This window comes from Promicromonospora sp. MEB111 (genome assembly GCF_030209445.1).
In the GTDB taxonomy this organism is placed as follows: domain Bacteria; phylum Actinomycetota; class Actinomycetes; order Actinomycetales; family Cellulomonadaceae; genus Promicromonospora.
In genome coordinates, this window is the sequence record NZ_JARVSD010000003.1 from 26,644 (window position 1) to 46,021 (window position 19,378).

The window sequence follows — 19,378 nt, forward strand, 5'->3', positions numbered from 1 at the left end:
CAGGCTCAGGCTCAGACGGCGACCGCCGCGGCGAGCAGGCCGCCGAGCGCGCCGCCGACCAGCGGGCCGAGCACCGGCACCCACGAGTAGGCCCAGTCGCTCGAGCCCTTGCCCGGGATGGGCAGGACCAGGTGGGCGATGCGAGGTCCGAAGTCACGGGCCGGGTTGATGGCGTACCCCGTGGGGCCACCGAGGCTGGCGCCGATACCGAGCACCAGGAGCGCTGCGGCCAGCGGCCCCATGTCCCCGGGCCAGTTCCCGAACGACAGGATGACGAAGACCAGCATGAACGTGCCGACGACCTCGGTGACGAAGTTCCACGCGTACGAGCGGATCGCCGGGCCGGTGGAGAAGACCGCGAGCTTGGTCGCCGGGTCGGCGTCCTGGTCGAAGTGCTGCTTGTACGTCAGGTACGCGACGACGGCGCCCACGAAGGCGCCGACGAGCTGCGCGACCCAGTAGATGAGCATGTTGCCGAAGGTGGCGGGGATGCCCGGACCGAACTCTTCGGCCCCGCTGGCCAGGATGCCGAGGGTGACGGCGGGGTTGATGTGCGCGCCGGACCTCAGCGACACGAAGACACCCGCGAAGACCGCGAGACCCCACCCGAAGTTGATCATCAGCCAGCCGCCGTTGAACCCCTTGTTCTTGGGGAGGATGGCGTTGGCCACCACGCCGGCACCGCCGAGGAGCAGGATCATCGTGCCCAGGAACTCCGGCACGATGATGTCCGAGAATGCGTTCATCGCTGACTCGCTTTCTGCCGACAGCTCTGTCGGCGTACGGAGGTAGTCCCGGCGGTCCCTCTGGGGCGACCCGTCGGCTGTGAGTAGAAGTGGTTCCCTCGGTTTCCTTAGCCTCGGAGCGGCTGCATGGCCGCTACGTCCGGTGTGGTCAGGCGCGCCCGCTCTGCGCCCTCGTCGTCAGGCGCCTGCTCGGCCTGGCGTTCCGCGTCGATCCGCGCCTGCCAGGAGCGGACCTCACGTTCGGCGTCCGACGCGTCCCAGCCGAGCAGCGGGGCGACGACGGCGGCGATCTCCTCGGCGGCCGCCGTGCCGCGGTCCGCCACCTCGTAGACCAGGCGCGTGCGGTGCGAGAGCACGTCCTCCAGGTGGAGGGCGCCCTCGTGGCTCACCGCGTAGTGCACCTCGGCGCGCAGGTAGGCGGAGGCGTGCTCGAGCGGCTTGGCGAGCGACGGGTCGGCGTCGCACAGCTCCACGATCTCGGCGAGGTTGGCGCCGTAGCGGTGCAGCAGGTGGTCCAGCATCGGGGGCGACCAGCCGAACCGCTTGCCCCACGTGCGCGCCTGGCGCTGCACCGCCCGCAGCCCGACGGCGCCCGTGAGCGGGATCTGGTGCGTGATCGACGGGAGCGCGGCGGCGCGCTGCCCGATCGCGAAGTCCACGGCGTCCTTGGCCATGATCCGGTACGTCGTGAGCTTGCCGCCGGCGACGACGGTGAGGCCCGGTGTCGGCGACGCGACGGTGTGCTCGCGGCTGACCTTGGCGCTGCTCGTGCCCGCCTTGGTGCCCGGCTGCAGCAGCGGCCGCAGGCCCGCGTACGTGCCGATGACGTCTTCCCTGGTCAGGGGGTGCGCGAGCACGGCGTTCGCGTGGTCCAGCACGTAGTCGATGTCGGTGCTCGTGGCCACGGGGTGCGTCGGGTCCAGGCTCCAGTGGGTGTCCGTGGTGCCGATGATCCAGTACCGGCTCCACGGGATGACGAACAGCACGGACTTCTCCGTCTGCAGGATCAGTCCCGCGTGACCCCGGATGCGCTCGCGCGGGACGATCAGGTGCACGCCCTTGCTGGCGAGCACGCGCAGCCCGCCCTCCGAGCCCGCCAGGGCCTCGGTGTCCTCGGTCCACACGCCGGTCGCGTTGATCACGGACCGCGCCCGGACGGTGATCTCCTTGCCCGTCTCCAGGTCCACGACCACCGCGCCGTTCACGGCGCCGGTCGCGCCCTGCGTCAGGCTGACCACCTGGGTGCGGCTGGCGGCGTGCGCGCCGTAGCTGGCGGCCGTGCGGATCAGGGTCGCGACGAGGCGGGCGTCGTCGACCGAGGCGTCCCAGTACTGGACGGCCCCGACGGCGGCGTCGTGCGCCAGGTCCGGGAACTTGGCCTCCATCTGGTGGCGGCTGAGGTGCCGGTGGAACGGCATCGGCCGGCGGCCCGGGGTGAGCGTCGCGAGCACGTCGTACATCGCGATGCCGGCGCCCACGTAGGCGCGCTCCCAGACCCGGTGCTCCAGGGGATACAGGAACGGGACCGGCCGCACGAGGTGCGGTGCCAGGTCCCGTAGCAGGAGGTCACGCTCCGTGAGCGCCTCGTGCACCAGCTCGAAGTCGAGCATCTGGAGATAGCGGAGGCCGCCGTGCACCAGCTTGCTGCTGCGGCTGGACGTCCCCTGCGCCCAGTCCTGTGCCTCGACGACGGCGGTCGACAACCCCCGGGTGACCGCGTCGAGCGCGATGCCGGCGCCGGTGACGCCGCCCCCGATCACCAGCACGTCGAGCTCTGCGGCGGGGCTGACACTGGCTTCGAGCGCAGCCAGCGCCTGGGTCCTCGCTTCTGCGGTCAGGCGTGTAGAGGCCATGCGCCAAACTCACCACGCATTCCGTGACTTGGCAAGACCTTTGCCCTTGTGGCGAGGGTGTGTTGGGATGTTCTCTCGCTCACTTTCCGGTTTGCCATTCGTTTCACCAGGTACGGGGCTTGTGGGGCCGTCCGGATGTCACCCGCACGTCACCCGTTGCGCCCGCCCGCCGTAGTGTGTCGCCGTGACGACACCCGAGGCGCCGGCAGTGCCCGTGATCCGACCCGCCCTTCCCGCCGACGTGCGCACCATCCGCGACCTCGTCCAGCCGCTCAGCCAGGAGCGCATCCTCCGGCCGTACGAGATGGTCGGGTACTACGAGGCCGTCCAGGAGTTCCTCGTGGCGGCCGACCCCGCCGCGCCGGACGCCGCGGTCGGTTGCGGCGCGCTGCACGTGATGTGGGACGACCTCGCCGAGGTGCGCACGCTGGCCGTGCACCGCGACTGGCGCGGTCGCAAGGTGGGCCACGCGCTGCTGGAGGCGCTCGTCGAGCGCGCCCGCGCGCTCGGGCTGAGCCGGGTCTTCTGCCTCACGTTCGAGGTCGAGTTCTTCGCCGCGCACGGGTTCCGGGAGATCGACGGCACGCCCGTGACGCCCGAGGTGTACACCGAGCTGTTGCGCTCGTACGACGAGGGCGTGGCCGAGTTCCTCGACCTGGCGCGCGTGAAGCCCAACACCCTGGGCAACTCGCGGATGCTGCTGGAGCTCTGACCCCGCGCTACCGGGGCAGGTGGAGGCGGCCCGCGTCGTCCTGCTCGGCCAGGCCGTCCTCGACAAGGCCGGCGATCGCGCGGTCGAGCTGGGCCGGGTCCTGCCAGAGGCTCGCGAGCAGGGCCCGGTCCACGGGCTCGGACGCGTGCCGCAGCTCCGCCATGACGCGCCCGCGCGCCTGCCGGTCGGTGCCCGCCCAGGCCTGGGTGCGGCGCTTGTCGGCGTGCGCGTCCGGCGGCGAGCCGGCCCGGCGCCACGCGCACAGCCCGGCGACGGGGCAGACGCCGCACTTCGGCGCCTTCGCGGTGCAGACCAGCGCGCCCAGCTCCATCGAGGCGGCGGCCCACCGCGCGGCGTCGGCGTCGCCCTCGGGGGCGAGCGACGTCGCCAGCGCCCGTTCGGCGGCCGTGTACGACGGCGCGGGCAGCGCCGACCCACCGACCGCCCGGGCCAGCACCCGGCGCACGTTCGTGTCGACCACCACGGACCGCTTCCCGTAGGCGAACGCCAGGACCGCGGCGGCCGTGTACTCGCCGACGCCGGGCAGGGCGAGCAGCTCGGGCTCGGTGCGGGGCACCGCGCCGTCGTGCCGCTCGACGATCACGCGGGCGCACTCCTGCAGGCGCAGCGCGCGGCGGGGGTAGCCGAGGCGGCCCCAGGCGCGCAGCACGTCGGCGGTCGGCGCCCGCGCGAGGTCGGCGGGCGTGGGCCACTCCTCCAGCCACGCGCGCCAGGCGGGCTCGACGCGCACCACGGGCGTCTGCTGCAGCATGACCTCGCTCACCAGCACGCCCCACGCGGTGCGGTCCGGCGCGCGCCAGGGCAGGTCGCGCGCGGCGCCGTCGAACCACTGCACGACGCCGGAGCGCACCTCGGCACGTCGCGTCACCTCCACTGCTGTCACGGGGACTCATCCTGCCGCACGGGTCGTGGTCCGGCGGACCCGGTGGTGGTGTCGCGTCGGGCCGCCGCGGTCGGGTGGGGTCCGGCGGGGTTCTGTGTGCCCGGGGTGGCCGGCCGGATCGTGAGGCGGCCGGCCGGATCGTGAAGTAGGACATGTGACCGACTCGGCGGCGCGGCTGCCGCCCCGGCCGCGCGCGGGGTCGTACTTTGGTGCCGCGGCCGTCCGAGCATGTCAGGCCGTAGGTGTCGCAACAGCTTCAGGGGGTCGAGCAGGTGGTCAGTGCGCCGGAACGGGCCGAGTGGTCCCTGGGTCGGGTCGCGGTGGAGCAGCGCCCGTCCGGCAGACGGCCGCGCCGGCCCGGGCGGCTGATCGCGGTGCTGGTCATGCTGGGGCTGGCCGGGATCGGGGTCGCGGTGACGTGGCCGCAGCCGGACCCCCCGATCGCGGCCGACAAGCTGAGCCCGCCGGAGCCCGTGGACCCGAACGCCGCGGCCGCGCCGTGCACGCCCGAGGACCTCGACGTGGGGCTCGCGGCCGACCGCACGGCGGTCACGCCCGGGGTGCCGGTCAGGTTCACCGTTTCGGTGCGGAACACCGGCCAGGTGCAGTGCCTGGTCGACGCTCCCCGGCACGGCCTCGCCGTGACCGTGTACCAGGGCGAGCTTGGCGAGCAGACGGCGGAGCGGGCCTGGTCGTCGGCGGACTGCGCCGACCAGGACGAGGAGCGGCTGCTGCTCCTGGGGTCGGGCGACGTCGACGTCACGAACGTGAGCTGGTCCGACGCGCGCTCGGCGCCGGGCTGCGCGGCGGACCAGCCCAAGCCGACGGCCGGCGAGTACACGGCGCAGGTCACGCTCGCCGGTGTCGAGGGGGCGGCCAGCGACGTCGTGCGGCTGACGTACACGGTGCCGCAGCCGTCCGGGTCGCCGTCGCCGTCCGGGTCGTCGTCGGGCGAACCGTCCGGGAAGCCGTCCGGGGGCGCGTCCGACGACCCGAGCGCGGACCCGAGCGCGTCGTCGGACGCGGACGCGTCGTCGGACGCGGACGCGTCGTCGGACGCGGACGCTTCATCGGACGCGTCGTCGGACACCGCGAGCAAGCAGCCCTGAGCCCGGGCCTCAGGACCTGTCAGACGTAGCGTTCGAGGATGCTCGACTCGGCGAGCCGGGACAGCCCCTCGCGGATCGTCCGGGCGCGCTGCTCGCCCACGCCGTCGACCGACATGAGGTCGTCCACGCTCGCGGCGAGGAGCTTCTGGAGGCTGCTGAAGTGGCCCACGAGCTGCTCGATGGTGACGCTGGGCAGGCGCGGCACCTTGGACAGGAGCCGGTAGCCGTGCGGCGCGACGGCGGCGTCGAGCGCGTCCCCACCGCCGGGCAGGTCCAGGATCCGGCCGATCTGGCTCATGTCGAGCAGCTCCTGCGACGTGAGCGCGGAGAGCTCGGCCTGCACGTCGGCGAGCGTGCGGTCCTTGCGGCTCAGCACATAGTCGCGGATCACGAACTCGCGGTCCGAGCCGACGTCGCCGATCAGCTCGTCGAGCTGCAGCGCGAGCAGGCGGCCGTCCACGCCGAGCTCGATCACGTAGCCCGCGATCTCGTCGGAGATGCGCCCCACCATCTCCAGGCGCTGCACCACGGAGCACACGTCGCGCACCGTGACCAGGTCCTCGATCTCCAGCGCTGACAGCGTGCCGGACACCTCGTCGAGGCGGGCGCGGTAGCGCTCGAGCGTCGCGAGCGCCTGGTTGGCCCGGCCGAGGATCGTGTCCGAGTCCTCCAGCACGTGCCGCTGGCCGCCCACGTAGAGGGCGACGATCCGCATGGACTGGCTCACCGAGATGACCGGGAACCCGGTCTGCTTGGCCACGCGCTCGGCCGTGCGGTGGCGGGTACCCGACTCGGTGGTCTCTATGGTCGGGTCGGGCAGCAGCTGGACGGCGGCCTTGCGGATGCGCGTGGCGTGCCGGTCGAGCACCACGGCGCCGTCCATCTTGGACAGCTCGCGCAGGCGGGTGGCCGAGAAGTCGACGTCGAGCGAGAAACCACCGGAGCAGATCTGCTCGACGACCGGGTCGAGACCGAGCACGATGAGCGCGCCGGTGCGGCCGCGCAGGATGCGTTCGAGTCCGTCGCGAAGTTCGGTCCCGGGCGCGACCGCGGCCAGGGTCTCACGGAGCAGCTCGTCAGTGTGCGAGGAGGTCGTGGCCACGAAGAAATCCTACGCTGTGCCCTTGGGGGCAAGCAGTTGGTTTCATGAACCGGTCATCTGTCGTCCACCTTGTTGTCGCCTCGACGCCCTAGGCCCTGCGCCCACTCCACCGCGTCGCGGATGTGGGTCGCCTCGACGAGCTGGAGCCCCTCGGGTGCCTTGACCCCGGTCCCGTGCGGTACGACGGCGTGCGCGAACCCCAGGCGGGCGGCCTCGCCCAGGCGGCGGTCCAGCCCGGCGACGGGGCGCAGGTCCCCGGCCAGGCCCACCTCCCCGACGGCCACGGTGGCGCCGGGCAGCGGCTTTCCGGTCCGTGCGGACACCAGCGCGAGGGCGGCCGCGAGGTCGGACGCCGGCTCGGTGATCCGGACGCCGCCGACCGTCGAGGCGTAGACGTCCTGGTCGGCGAGCCGCAGCCCGCCGTGCCGCTGGAGCACGGCGAGGATCATCGCCAGCCGGCTGGAGTCCACACCGCTGGTCGCTCGGCGCGGGTTGTTCAGGGGGCTCGGCGCGACGAGCCCCTGCACCTCGACGGCGAGCGGGCGCCGTCCCTCCAGCGTGACCGTGATGCACGACCCGGCCACCCCCGTGCCGGCGTGCGACAGGAACAGCCCGGACGGGTCGGGCAGCCCCACGATCCCGTCCTCGGACAGGTCGAAGCAGCCCACCTCGTCCGTGGGGCCGTACCGGTTCTTCACCGCGCGGATCATGCGCAGGCGCGAGTGCCGGTCGCCCTCGAACTGGCAGACCACGTCCACCAGGTGCTCCAGCGTGCGCGGGCCGGCCACCGAGCCGTCCTTGGTCACGTGCCCCACGAGGATCGTCGGGATCTGCCGCTCCTTGGCCACGGCGATCAGCGCCGCGGCGACCTCCCGGACCTGCGAGACGCCTCCTGGAGCCCCGTCCACCTGCGCGGACGCGATGGTCTGCACCGAGTCGACGATCAGCATGTCCGGCTGGTTCGCCTCCAGGTGGCCCAGCACGGTGCCCAGGTCCGTCTCGGCGGCCAGCAGCAGGGTGCGCGAGAGCGCTCCGATCCGCTCGGCCCGCAGCCGCACCTGCCCGGCCGACTCCTCGCCGGTCACGTACAGCACCGTGCGGGGCGACTCGAACCCGTCGGGGCCCAGCGCGCCGTCGGCCACGTTGCTCGCGACCGCGAGCAGCAGCGTCGACTTGCCCACGCCCGGCTCGCCCGCGAGCAGGATCACGGCCCCGGGCACGAGGCCGCCGCCGAGGACCCGGTCGAACTCGCCGACGCCGGTCGGGTTGGCGCGCGCCGACTCCACGTCGATGTCGGCGATGGGCCGGGCGGGTGCGCGGGCGGGGGAGACGGCGGCGGTGCGCGGTCCGGCCGCCGCCGGCCCGTCCTCGGTCACGGTGCCCCACGCCTGGCACTCCCCGCAGCGGCCGACCCACTTGACGGTGGTCCAGCCGCACTCGGTGCACCGGTAGGCGGGGCGAGCCTTCTTGGAGGTCGATGAGGTCACGAGGGGAACCGTACGTGCCACCACTGACACCGGCCGAAGATCACCCGGGCCACGGCCCCCGGGCGGCCGCGGCGCGCGCCCCGGCCAGGTAGTTTGCGACCATGCCGGCCACCGACGGGCGCATGGTGCGCCCCGACCGGTCGCGCACCGGCCCGGACCTCCCCGCCCCCACGCGCGACGCGCACCGTTCGGCGACCCGCCTGGCCGGGATCACGGTCGCGTCCGCCGCGGCGCTCGGCACCCTGCTGGTCTGGTGGGCGATGGTCACCACATGGCCCGGGCAGCGGGTCGAGGAGCTGGTCTTCGTCACGGCCGACCTCTTCCAGGACGTGGTCAACCGGCCCGCGGAGCCCGTGCTGCTGCTCGGCTCGCCGCCGTGGCTCGTGACCGGCTTCCTCGCGGTGTGCGGCATCGGGCTGGTCCGGCGCAGGTGGGGCGCCACCGCTCTCGCTGCCGCCGTGATCCTCGGCTCGAACCTGACCACGCAGGTGATCAAGGACGGCCTGTTCTACCGCACGGGGCTCGTCGGGGAGTGGAACCGCGACATCAACACCCTGCCCAGCGGCCACGTCACCGTGGTCGCGGCGGCCTGGGCGTCGCTCCTGCTCGTCGTGCCCCGCCGCCTGCGACCCGCGACGGCGCTCGCGGGCGCGGCCGCGACCTGCGCCATGGGCCTCGCGACGATCGCGGACCGGTGGCACCGCCCGTCGGACGTCGTCGCCGCGGTCCTGGTCGTGGTGCTGTGGACGGCGCTCGCGGGCGCCGCGCCGCCCGCGGGGTGGGCGGACCGGCCCGAGGACGACCCGCTCGGGCGCGCCGTCCGGCCGACCCGGCTGGTCGCGGTCGCGCTCGGCGTCGCCGCGGTCCCGGCGGCCGTGCTGTCGGTCCTGGCCGCCGCCGCGGCGGAGGGGCGCCTGGGATCAGGCCTGCCCTGGGACACCGGTCTCGTCGCGTACGTGGGCGGGCACCTCGCGGCGTGCGCCGTCGCGGCGGCCGCGTTCGCGGTGCTGCTCCCGCTGTGCCAGGCGGCGGCGCGGCCCCGCTGACCGTGCGACCGCACTGACCCTGCGACCGCACTGACCGAGCCGGCCCGCTGAGCGTCGGGCTCCGCCGAAGCCACCCACCCCTCACCCGGTTCCGCCGGGCGTGCCTCCCTGCCGATGTCAGTGGCGCGACATAAGGTCTCGGATGAGCCATCGTGAGGTATCCGATGGACCTAGCACGGGGGAGCCAGACATGACCGACCAGCGCGTGAAGTCACCGCGCACCGGTGCGACAGCATCGGTGACCGCGAGGAAGGCGTCGCCCGCCGTGTACCGGCGTCGTCGCCTCGTCGTGTTCGTGGGCGTGCTCGTCGTGGTGCTCGTGCTGGTCCTTCTGGCCGGCTTCGCGTGGCCCGGCTTCTGGCGCTCCGAGGCGACGCCGGAGCCGGTGCCCACGGTGACCGTCACCGCGCCCGTGCCGACACCCACGGTCAAGGCGATGGACCGCAGCGGCGAGGAGACCGCGTTCCAGAAGGCCCTGCCGTCGGCGGTGCTGCAGCTCGCGCTCGGCTCGCTCACCGAGGCCAAGGAGCCCAAGGGCGAGGGCGCGCTGGAGGCCTGGAACGCCGAGTACTCCGACGGCGACTCGGTCGAGGTCGCGGTCGTGGCCGGCCAGTGGGCCACGGAGGACGAGGCGGCCACCGGCGCAGCGGCCTGGACCGCGTCCGCGGGCGAGGCCGACCGGACGGGCGACGTCAAGGTCGGCAAGAAGGTCGTGGGGCAGTACACGTTCGTGCAGGCCAAGGGCGGCAAGACCGTCGTGGTGTGGCAGAACGGCACCGCCGTGCTGCAGGCGACCGGCCCGACCGACGTCATGGAGGACTTCTACACGGCGTTCCCTCTGTGACGGGAGCGCGGCAGGCGCGACCGACGGACGGGCAGGTGCGGCACCCGGTTCCCGCGCGCCGGGGGACAATGGTGTGGTGAACCAGCGACTTGCAGTGCTCGGGGCCGGGAACATGGGCGAGGCGGTGCTCGCGGGTGCGCTGTCGGCGGGCTGGGCCGCGTCCGACGTCGTCGCCACCGTGCGTACCGAGGCCAAGGCGCAGCACCTGCGCGAGACCTATCAGGTGGCCACCACCAGCGACAACGTCGCCGCGGTCCAGGGCGCGGGCATCGTGCTCGTCGGCGTGAAGCCCAAGGACGTCGGCGCGCTGCTCGACGAGATCGCGTCCGCGATCGACCCCACCGCCGTCGTCGTCACCGTCGCGGCCGGGCACCCCACGGCGTTCTACGAGCGGCGGCTGCCGGCCGGCGTCGCCGTGGTGCGCACCGTGCCGAACACGCCCGCCGCGGTCGGCGCGGGCATCACGGCGATCGCACCGGGCGCCGCCGCCACGGAGGTCCACCTCGAGGCGGTCGAGCACCTGTTCGCCGGCACCGGCGCGGTGGTGCGTGCCGCGGAGAAGGACCTGGACGCCGTCTCGGCGATCTCGGGCTCCGGCCCCGCGTACGTCTTCTACGTGGCCGACGCGCTCGCCGAGGCCGGCGTGCTGCTCGGCCTGACGCGCGACGTCGCGCGTCGCCTCGCGATCCAGACGCTGCTCGGCGCGTCCCGCCTCATGGACGAGACGGGGGAGCACCCGGTGATCCTGCGCGAGAAGGTCACCTCGCCCGGCGGCACCACGGCGGCCGCCCTGCGGGCCCTGGACGACGGCGGGGTGCGCGCCTCGTTCCTGACCGCCGCGACCGCGGCGCGTGACCGCGCCCGTGAGCTGGGTGGATGATTCCTCCCGTGACCATCTCTCGACCCGCGACGACGCGGCCGCCGGCCATGGCCGACGTCGCCGCGCTCGCCGGCGTGTCCCACCAGACCGTCTCGCGTGTGCTGAACGGCCACCGGAGCGTGCGCCCGGCGACGCGTGAGCGGGTGCTGGAGGCGATCGCCGAGCTCGGCTACCGCCGCAACAGCGCGGCGCGTGCCCTGGTCACGGCCCGGTCGGCCACGGTGGGAGTGGTGACCACCGGGTCGCCGCTGTTCGGCCCGTCGAGCACGCTGATCGCGGTCGAGGAGGCGGCGCGGGAGCAGGGCTGGTACGTCAGCGTCGCGACGCTGCGGCAGTACGACGGCGCCACCCTGCACAAGGCCCTCGAACACTTCATGGATCAGGCGGTCGAGGGCATCGTGGTCATCGCGCCGCACAGCGACGTGGCCGACGCGGTGGAGTCGTTCCAGGCGCCCGTGCCCGTGGTCCTCATCGCCGCCCGCGAGCTTCAGCCCGACGTCCCGGTCATCCCGCTGTCCGTCGACCAGCGGGCCGGCGCCCGGCTCGCCGTCGAGCACCTGATCGAGCTGGGACACCGGCAGATCCTGCACGTCGCGGGCCCGCTGGACTGGCTGGACGCCGTCGAGCGCGAGGAGTCCTGGCGCGCCGTCCTCAGCGAGCACCGCCTGCCCGTGCCGGAGCCGGTCATCGCCGGCTGGACCGCCGACCGCGGCTACATGGTGGGCCTCGACCTGGCCCAGCGCGTCCGGTCCGGCGACGGTCCCACGGCGGTCTTCGCCGCCAACGACCAGCTCGCGCTCGGCCTGCTGCGCGCCTTCTGGGAGTGCGGCGTCTCGGTGCCCGACGACGTGTCGGTGGTCGGCTTCGACGACGTCGACGGCTCCGGCCACTTCATCCCGCCGCTGACGACCGTGCGCCAGCCGTTCGTCGACCTCGGCCGGCGGAGCGTGGCCCTGCTCCTCGCGGCGGTCGACGGCGGCAGGCCCGCCGCCGAGCTGATCGCGCCCGAGCTGGTGGTGCGCAGGAGCGCGGCGGCCCCGCGCGCCTGACGGGCACTCCGCCCGGTCCGGCACTGCGCACTCACCGGTCCCCGACGCCCCGTATACCTTTCTCAGAACGTTGCCGAAGAGAGCGTTGACACGTTCGCGAGGCAGTGGCAGAGTCACCGCGCACGAGGATGTTTACGTTCACATTCCCGTCGTCGGGCAATGTCGTCCGGCGTGTTCCAGGACATTGCCGTCCAGGTGAATCCGGACGCCGTCGTCCGGGGAAAGGGGTGTGCCCGTGCCCGGTCGCCGCCCACCGAGCCGCCGCGTCTCCGCGGCCGGCTGGAGTTTTGTGACGCCCTTCCTGGTGGCGTTCGCCCTGATGATCGTGACCCCGCTGGTCTACTCGATGTACCTGAGCCTGTTCCGCAACCAGCTCATGGGCGGCACCACCTTCGCGGGGTTCGCCAACTACGTGACGGCCTTCGGCGACCCCAAGCTGTGGGACGGCGTGGGTCGCGTGAGCCTGTTCCTGGTGGTGCAGGTGCCCATCATGCTGGGGATCGCCCTGATCGCCGCGCTCGCGATCGACAGCGGCCGTCTGCACGGCAAGAGCTTCTTCCGCGTGGCGCTGTTCCTGCCGTACGCCGTGCCCGGCGTGGTGGCGGTGCTGATGTGGGGCTTCATGTACGACGACCGGCTCGGTCTCACCGGCAGCGTCAACGACCTGGTGGGCTTCCCGCTCATCGACCCGTACACCAAGCAATGGATCCTCACCGCGATCGGCAACATCGTGACCTGGGAGTTCGTGGGCTACAACATGCTGATCCTGTACGCGGCGCTCAAGACGGTGCCGCTCGAGATCTACGAGGCGGCGGCGATCGACGGCGCGAACCAGTTCCGCATCGTCCGGTCGATCAAGATTCCCGCCGTCCGCGGGGCGCTCGTGATCGCCACCATCTTCTCGATCCTGGGCAGCTTCCAGCTCTTCAACGAGCCCACCATCCTCAAGCAGATCGAACCCGCGCTGATCTCGACCTACTACACGCCGAACATCTACGCCTACAACCTGAGCTTCGTGGGCAACCAGGTGAGTTACGCCGCCACGGTCGCGATCGTGATGGGCCTGGTCACCGCCGTGGTCGCCTACGTGGTGCAGCTCCGCGGGACCCGGAGGGAGATCTGATGGCCGCCTACTCCTACCTTCGGCCGCGCAGGTCGATCACACTGACCGTCCTGCTCGGCGCGCTGCTGATCTACTCGATCCTGCCGCTGACCTGGATGCTGTTCAGCGTCACCAAGACGCAGCCCGAGCTGCTCAGCTCGTTCGGCCTGTGGTTCTCGGGGCCGTTCGCGTTCTTCGACAACGTGCAGGCGGTGCTCACGCACGACGACGGCGTCTTCCTGAAGTGGTTCGGCAACACGCTGGTCTACGTGGTGGTGGGCGCCGGCGGCGCCACGGTCCTCGCGACCGCCGCCGGGTACGGCCTGGCCAAGTACCGGTTCCGCGGGCGCAACGCGGTGTTCGCCGTCATCCTCGGGGCGATCGCCGTGCCCGGCACCGCGCTCGCGGTGCCCACGTTCCTGCTGTTCAGCCAGTGGGGTCTGACCAACACCATGTGGGCCGTCATCCTGCCGTCGCTCGTCTCGCCCTTCGGGCTCTACCTCATGTGGGTGTTCTCGGCGGAGGCCGTGCCCACCGAGATCCTGGAGGCGGCCCGGGTCGACGGCTCGGGCGAGTGGCGCACCTTCTTCACGATCTCGCTGCGCCTCCTGGCGCCGGGCATCGTCACGGTGGCGCTGTTCGCGATCGTCGCCACGTGGAACAACTACTTCCTGCCGCTGATCATGCTGAACGACCCGGATCTCTACCCCCTGGTGCTGGGCCTCTACCAGTGGCTGGCGGATGCGTCGGGCATCGGCGCCCAGCCGGTGTTCAACTTGGTGATCACAGGCTCGTTCCTGACGATCGTGCCGATCGTCCTCGTGTTCCTCGTGCTTCAGCGGTACTGGCAGTCCGGCCTGAACGCGGGCAGCGTCAAGGCATAGGCGAGGTCGGCCCCGCCGACGTCGAGATACCTGAACTACAACGATGTGGAAGAAGGAAGACCATGACCATCACCCGTAACCGCCGGGTCGCGCTCGGCGCCCTGGCCGCCCTGATGGCAGCCTCGCTCACCGCCTGTTCGGGTGGCGGGGACGACGACGGTGGCGGCGGCGCCTCCGAGGGTGCCAACGCCGACGAGATCGAGGCCGCGCTCCAGGAGGGCGGCAGCCTGACCTACTGGACCTGGACGCCGCAGGCCGAGACGCAGGTCGAGGCGTTCGAGAAGGCGTACCCGAACGTCGACGTGACCCTCGTGGACACCGTGGGCGCCGGCGACGCCAACACCAAGCTGCAGAACGCGATCGCCGCCGGCGACGGCGTGCCCGACGTGGTGCAGATCGAGTACCAGTCCATCCCGCAGTTCCAGCTCCCCGGCCAGCTCGTGGATCTCACCGCGTTCGGGTTCGCCGACCTGGAGGACCTGTACACGCCCTCCACGTGGGGTGCGGTCTCGCAGCAGGGCATCTGGGGTCTGCCGCAGGACTCCGGCCCCATGGCGTTCTTCTACAACCAGGAGGTGTTCGACGACGCCGGGGTCGAGGCGCCCACGACCTGGGACGAGTACATCGAGGCCGCGCGCACCATCAAGGAGAACGACCCCGACACCTGCATCGGCAACGACACGGGCGACGCGGGCTTCACCACCAGCATGATCTGGCAGGCCGGCGGCAAGCCGTTCCACACCGAGAACGGCGCCGTGACCATCGACCTGGCCGACGAGGGCACCACCAAGTGGGCCGACATGTACCAGCCGCTCATCGACGACGAGCTGCTGTGCCAGCTCCCGGGCTGGAGCGACGAGTGGTACCAGGCCCTGAACGACGGCACCATCGGCTCGGTCGCGCTGGGCGCGTGGATGCCCGGCATCCTCGAGGACGGCGTGCCGGACGGCAAGGGCAAGTGGCGCGTCGCCCCGATGCCGACCTACGACGGCACCCCCACCAACGCCGAGAACGGCGGCAGCGCCGAGTCCATCCCCGGCGCGGCGGAGAACAAGCTGCTCGCGGCCGGCTTCCTCAAGTGGCTCAACTCGAGCGACGAGTCGATCGACGCCTTCATGGAGACGGGCGGCTTCCCCGCCACCGTCAAGCACCTGGAGTCCCCGGAGTTCCTGGGCTACGAGTCCGAGTACTTCGGCGGGCAGAAGATCAACGAGGTGCTCGCCGCGGGTGCGGCCGACGTCAACGAGGGCTGGCAGTACCTGCCGTGGCAGTCGTACGCGAACAGCATCTTCGCGGACACGGTGGGCCAGGCCTACCTCGACAAGTCCTCGCTGATGGACGGCCTCGCCGCCTGGCAGGAGGAGAACGTGTCGTACGGCACCGAGCAGGGCTTCGAGGTGAACGGCGGCTGACGCCAGGCCCTCTCGTTGCTCGTCGGTCGCCTGAGCCTGCGGTTCCGCTCCGGGCAGGTGCCTCGTTCCTCGGCCCCTACCCTGCGCTGCACCTCCGGCTCAGCCGCACCGGGCGGTGATCCACCGCCCCGCACGTGTCAGACCCTCAGGTCCCCCGGGTGACCTGGGGGTCTGACACGTCCGGGGGACCGGCTTGGGTACAGCGTTGTAGGCGGGTATCGTGTGAGCGCTAACATCGCCGGGCGAGGGAGCGGGCTGCTCACCGCCGCGGCCGAACGACGGATACACGAGCTACGCCTCGCGACGGTGCGGGCAGGACGGAGCGGTCCACGATGGTGGAGCGGCAGGACGAAGGAGCGGGGCAGCTCGCCGGCCACCGGGAGGCGATCGAGCAGGGACGGACCGCTCTCGGCATCGAGCTCGGCTCCACCCGGATCAAGGCGTGCCTCGTCGGACCCGACAACGTGCCGCTCGCGAGCGGCAGCCACGACTGGGAGAACCAGCTCGTCGACGGTGTGTGGACCTACTCGCTGGAGGCCGTCCGGACCGGCCTGCAGGAGTCCGTCGCCGCGCTGCTGGGCGACGTCGAGCGCCAGTACGGCGTGCGGCCCACCACGGTGGGCGCCATCGGCGTCTCGGCGATGATGCACGGCTACCTCGCCTTCGACGACGCGGACGAGCTGCTGGTGCCGTTCCGCACCTGGCGCAACACCACCACCGAGCGCGCGGCCACGGAGCTGACCGGCCTGTTCGGGCACAACATCCCGCTGCGTTGGTCGGTCGCCCACCTGTACCAGGCGATCCTCGACGAGGAGGCGCACGTGCCGCGGGTGCGGCACGTCACCACGCTGGCCGGGTACGTGCACTGGAAGCTGACCGGGCAGCAGGTGCTGGGCGTGGGTGACGCCTCGGGCATGTTCCCGATCGACGTCGCCACCGGGGGCTACGACCAGCGGATGCTGGCGCAGTTCGACGAGGCGGCGTCCGGCCGCGGGTTCGGCCGGGGCATCGCCGACCTGCTGCCGGGTGTGCTGCCCGCCGGCGCGGACGCCGGCGTCCTGACCGAGGAGGGCGCCGCCCTGCTGGACCCGAGCGGCACGCTCCGCCCGGGCATCCCGCTGTGCCCGCCCGAGGGCGACGCCGGGACCGGCATGGTGGCGACCAACTCGGTGGCGCCGCGCACCGGCAACGTGAGCGCCGGGACCAGCATCTTCGCGATGGTCGTCCTGGAGAAGCCGCTGGAGCGGGTGCACGACGAGCTGGACCTCGTCACCACCCCCGCCGGAGACCTCGTGGCGATGGTGCACTGCAACAACGGGGCGAGCGAGCTGGGCGTCTGGACCGAGGTGTTCGGCCAGTTCGCGGCCGCCCTGGGGCAGCCGGCCGAGCCGGGCGCCGTCTTCGAGGCGTTCCTGCGGTCCGCCCTGGACGGCGACGCCGACGGCGGCGGCCTGCTCGCGTACAACTACCTGTCCGGCGAGCCCATCACGGGCCTGGAGGCCGGGCGCCCGCTGTTCACCCGCACGCCGGACAGCCGGCTCACGCTGGCCAACTTCGCCCGCACGCAGGTCTACAGCGCGTTCGGCACCCTGAGCCTCGGCATGCGTGTGCTCGCCCAGGAGCGGGTCGAGCTGGACGCGATGTTCGCGCACGGCGGGATGTTCAAGACCGAGGGCGTGGCCCAGCGACTGCTGGCCGCCGCGCTCGGCGCCCCGGTGGCCGTGGGCCGCACGGCGGGCGAGGGCGGTGCCTGGGGCATCGCCGTGCTGGCCGCCTACCGGGCGTCCGCAGGCGGCGCGGTCGCCCCGGCGAAGGGCCTGGGCGAGTACCTGGGCACCGAGGTGTTCGCGGATGCCGCGCTCGACGTCGTCGAGCCGGACGCCGGTGACGTGGCGGGCTTCGCCGCCTTCCTGGAGCGCTACAGCGCGGGCCTGGCGGTCGAGCGCGCCGCCGTCGCCGCGCTCCGGACCCGAGACACGACGCAGGAGAGCGACTGATGAGCAAGACACTGACCGACTACCCGCCGGCCGTCCAGGAGGAGGTGGCGCGCGTCCGCGCCGTCGTCTCGGACCTGCACGCGGAGCTGCCGCGTTGGGACCTGGTGGTCTGGACCGCGGGCAACGTGTCGCAGCGCGTGCCGAACACCGAGGTGCCGGACGGCAGTGCCGACCTGTTCGTCATCAAGCCGTCGGGCGTCTCCTACGACGACCTCACCCCGGCCGGCATGGTGGTGTGCGACCTGGACGGCAACCTCGTGGACGGGACCCGCTCGCCGTCGTCGGACACCGCGGCGCACGCCTACGTGTACAGCCACATGCGCGAGGTGGGCGGCGTGGTGCACACGCACTCCACCTACGCGACGGCCTGGGCCGCGCGCGGCGAGGAGGTGCCCTGCGTGCTGACGATGATGGCCGACGAGTTCGGCGGGCCCGTGCCCGTGGGGCCGTTCGCGATCATCGGCGACGACTCCATCGGCCGCGGCATCGTCGAGACCCTCAGCGGCCACCGCAGCCCCGCCGTGCTGATGCGCAACCACGGCCCGTTCACCATCGGCAAGGACGCGCGCGCCGCCGTGAAGGCCGCCGTGATGGTCGAGGAGGTCGCTCGCACGGTGCACGTCTCCCGCCAGCTCGGCGAGCCCGTGCCGATCGAGCAGCAGCACATCGACGCCCTCTACGACCGCTACCAGAACGTCTACGGCCAGCAGGCCGCGACCACCACGGAAGGACAGGCATGAGCACCAAGCCCTACGCGGACCGTGAGGTCTGGTTCCTCACCGGGAGCCAGGACCTCTACGGCGAGGAGACCCTGGCCCAGGTCGCGGAGCAGTCGCAGGAGGTCGCCCGCGCCCTGGACGCGTCCTCCGACGTGCCGGTCAAGGTCGTGTGGAAGCCCGTCCTGAAGGACTCGGTCGCCATCCGCCGCGCCATGCTCGACGCCAACGGCGACGACAGGGTGCTGGGCGTCATCACCTGGATGCACACGTTCAGCCCGGCGAAGATGTGGATCGCGGGCCTGGACGCGCTGCGCAAGCCGCTGCTGCACCTGCACACGCAGGCCAACGTCGAGCTCCCCTGGGACGAGATCGACATGGACTTCATGAACCTCAACCAGGCCGCGCACGGCGACCGCGAGTACGCGTACATCGCCACGCGGCTCGGCGTCGCGCGGACCACGGTGGTGGGGCACGTCTCCAACCCGGCCGTCACCCGCCGGGTGGGTACCTGGGCCCGCGGCGCGGCCGGCTGGGCCGCCACGCACGAGCTCAAGCTGGTCCGGTTCGGCGACAACATGCGCAACGTCGCGGTCACCGAGGGCGACAAGACCGAGGCCGAGCTGCGGTTCGGCGTCTCGGTGAACACCTGGGGCGTCAACGAGCTGGTCGCGGCGGTCGACGCGGTCGAGGAGTCCGCGGTCGACGCGGTCGTCGCGGAATACGAGGCGAAGTACGACGTCGCCCCGGAGCTGCGCGCCGGCGCCGAGCGGCACGAGTCGCTGCGGTACGCCGCGCGTCAGGAGATCGCCCTGGAGGGCTTCCTGGAGGCGGCCGGCGCCAAGGCGTTCACCACCAACTTCGAGGACCTCGGCGCCCTGCGCCAGCTCCCCGGCCTGGCGGTCCAGCGCCTCATGGAGAAGGGCTACGGCTTCGGCGCCGAGGGCGACTGGAAGACGGCCGTGCTGGTCCGCGCGGCCAAGGTGATGGGGCTCGGTCTCCCGGGTGGGGCGAGCCTCATGGAGGACTACACCTACGACCTCACGCCCGGCTCCGAGCTGATCCTCGGCGCGCACATGCTGGAGGTCTGCCCGTCGCTGACCACCTCGACGCCGCGCATCGAGATCCACCCGCTCGGCATCGGCGGCAAGGAGGACCCGGTTCGCATGGTGTTCTCGGCGGACGCCGTCGACGGCGCCGTCGTGGTGTCGCTCGCCGACATGCGCGACCGGTTCCGCCTGACGGCGAACGTGGTCGACGTCGTCACGCCGCCGCGCGACCTGCCGAACCTGCCCGTGGCGCGGGCCATGTGGGCGCCCCGGCCGTCGTTCGAGATCTCCGCCGAGTCGTGGCTGACGGCGGGCGGCGCGCACCACACCGTCATGTCGACCGCCGCGGGCATCGAGGCCTTCGAGGTGTTCGCGAACATCGCGCGCACCGAGCTGCTGGTCATCGACGAGGACACGACGCGCCGCGGCTTCGCCGACCAGGTGCGCCACAACCAGGCCTACTACCGCCTGGCCCAGGGGTTCTGA

At 72.5% G+C, this 19,378-nt stretch carries 17 protein-coding genes; 12 read left to right on the forward strand and 5 right to left on the reverse strand.

Features of this window, described 5'->3' with window-relative positions:
- Positions 1-11: 11 nt before the first annotated feature.
- Positions 12-746 carry an MIP/aquaporin family protein gene (locus QRN56_RS01995; RefSeq protein WP_285100794.1) on the reverse strand — a complete coding sequence of 245 codons (735 nt, stop codon included), beginning with the start codon at positions 744-746 and terminating at the stop codon, positions 12-14.
- Positions 747-853: 107 nt separating this feature from the next.
- Positions 854-2,599: a glycerol-3-phosphate dehydrogenase/oxidase gene (locus QRN56_RS02000; protein ID WP_285100795.1), complete on the reverse strand. Its 1,746-nt coding sequence runs from the start codon at positions 2,597-2,599 to the stop codon at positions 854-856.
- 184 nt (positions 2,600-2,783) lie between these two features.
- On the opposite strand from QRN56_RS02000, the gene QRN56_RS02005 reads away from it, so the two are divergent.
- Positions 2,784-3,311 (forward strand): amino-acid N-acetyltransferase, encoded by a 528-nt coding sequence (locus QRN56_RS02005; protein WP_285100796.1) that lies wholly within the window; start codon positions 2,784-2,786, stop codon positions 3,309-3,311.
- A 7-nt stretch (positions 3,312-3,318) separates the two neighbouring features.
- On the opposite strand, the gene QRN56_RS02010 is transcribed toward QRN56_RS02005, so the two are convergent.
- The gene (locus QRN56_RS02010; protein WP_285101244.1) at positions 3,319-4,206 is read right to left on the reverse strand and encodes an iron-sulfur binding domain-containing protein; all 888 of its coding nucleotides are present in this window, start codon (positions 4,204-4,206) and stop codon (positions 3,319-3,321) included.
- Between the two features lie 251 nt (positions 4,207-4,457).
- Between QRN56_RS02010 and QRN56_RS02015 the strand changes: the two genes are divergently transcribed.
- Positions 4,458-5,324 (forward strand): hypothetical protein, encoded by an 867-nt coding sequence (locus QRN56_RS02015; RefSeq protein ID WP_285100797.1) that lies wholly within the window; start codon positions 4,458-4,460, stop codon positions 5,322-5,324.
- Between the two features lie 19 nt (positions 5,325-5,343).
- On the opposite strand, the gene disA is transcribed toward QRN56_RS02015, so the two are convergent.
- Both disA and radA read right to left on the reverse strand, forming a co-directional pair.
- A complete protein-coding gene (disA, locus tag QRN56_RS02020; RefSeq protein WP_285100798.1) occupies positions 5,344-6,426 on the reverse strand; it encodes a DNA integrity scanning diadenylate cyclase DisA in 1,083 nt (360 codons plus the stop codon).
- 53 nt (positions 6,427-6,479) lie between these two features.
- The gene (gene radA / locus QRN56_RS02025) at positions 6,480-7,913 is read right to left on the reverse strand and encodes a DNA repair protein RadA (protein WP_285100799.1); all 1,434 of its coding nucleotides are present in this window, start codon (positions 7,911-7,913) and stop codon (positions 6,480-6,482) included.
- Between the two features lie 101 nt (positions 7,914-8,014).
- Here radA and QRN56_RS02030 point away from each other — a divergent pair, with 101 nt between their 5' ends.
- The 10 genes from QRN56_RS02030 to araA all read left to right on the forward strand — a co-directional run bounded on the left by QRN56_RS02030 (position 8,015) and on the right by araA (position 19,378).
- Positions 8,015-8,959 carry a phosphatase PAP2 family protein gene (locus QRN56_RS02030; protein WP_285100800.1) on the forward strand — a complete coding sequence of 315 codons (945 nt, stop codon included), beginning with the start codon at positions 8,015-8,017 and terminating at the stop codon, positions 8,957-8,959.
- Between the two features lie 190 nt (positions 8,960-9,149).
- Positions 9,150-9,803, forward strand: coding sequence for a hypothetical protein (locus QRN56_RS02035; RefSeq protein ID WP_285100801.1), 654 nt, complete (start codon positions 9,150-9,152; stop codon positions 9,801-9,803).
- 76 nt (positions 9,804-9,879) lie between these two features.
- Positions 9,880-10,683 (forward strand): pyrroline-5-carboxylate reductase, encoded by an 804-nt coding sequence (proC, locus tag QRN56_RS02040; RefSeq protein ID WP_285100802.1) that lies wholly within the window; start codon positions 9,880-9,882, stop codon positions 10,681-10,683.
- A 47-nt stretch (positions 10,684-10,730) separates the two neighbouring features.
- A complete protein-coding gene (locus QRN56_RS02045) occupies positions 10,731-11,732 on the forward strand; it encodes a LacI family DNA-binding transcriptional regulator (protein ID WP_285101245.1) in 1,002 nt (333 codons plus the stop codon).
- Positions 11,733-11,961: 229 nt separating this feature from the next.
- Positions 11,962-12,855, forward strand: a complete 894-nt coding sequence (locus QRN56_RS02050) for a carbohydrate ABC transporter permease (protein WP_285100803.1) — start codon at positions 11,962-11,964, stop codon at positions 12,853-12,855.
- A complete protein-coding gene (locus tag QRN56_RS02055) occupies positions 12,855-13,718 on the forward strand; it encodes a carbohydrate ABC transporter permease (protein WP_285100804.1) in 864 nt (287 codons plus the stop codon). The genes QRN56_RS02050 and QRN56_RS02055 overlap by 1 nt, the downstream gene beginning before the upstream one ends.
- 62 nt (positions 13,719-13,780) lie before the next feature.
- A complete protein-coding gene (locus QRN56_RS02060) occupies positions 13,781-15,130 on the forward strand; it encodes an ABC transporter substrate-binding protein (RefSeq protein ID WP_285100805.1) in 1,350 nt (449 codons plus the stop codon).
- A 332-nt stretch (positions 15,131-15,462) separates the two neighbouring features.
- Positions 15,463-17,127 (forward strand): xylulokinase, encoded by a 1,665-nt coding sequence (locus tag QRN56_RS02065; protein ID WP_285100806.1) that lies wholly within the window; start codon positions 15,463-15,465, stop codon positions 17,125-17,127.
- Positions 17,127-17,867, forward strand: coding sequence for an L-ribulose-5-phosphate 4-epimerase (locus QRN56_RS02070; protein ID WP_285100807.1), 741 nt, complete (start codon positions 17,127-17,129; stop codon positions 17,865-17,867). The genes QRN56_RS02065 and QRN56_RS02070 overlap by 1 nt, the downstream gene beginning before the upstream one ends.
- Positions 17,864-19,378 carry an L-arabinose isomerase gene (gene araA, locus QRN56_RS02075; protein ID WP_285100808.1) on the forward strand — a complete coding sequence of 505 codons (1,515 nt, stop codon included), beginning with the start codon at positions 17,864-17,866 and terminating at the stop codon, positions 19,376-19,378. The genes QRN56_RS02070 and araA overlap by 4 nt, the downstream gene beginning before the upstream one ends.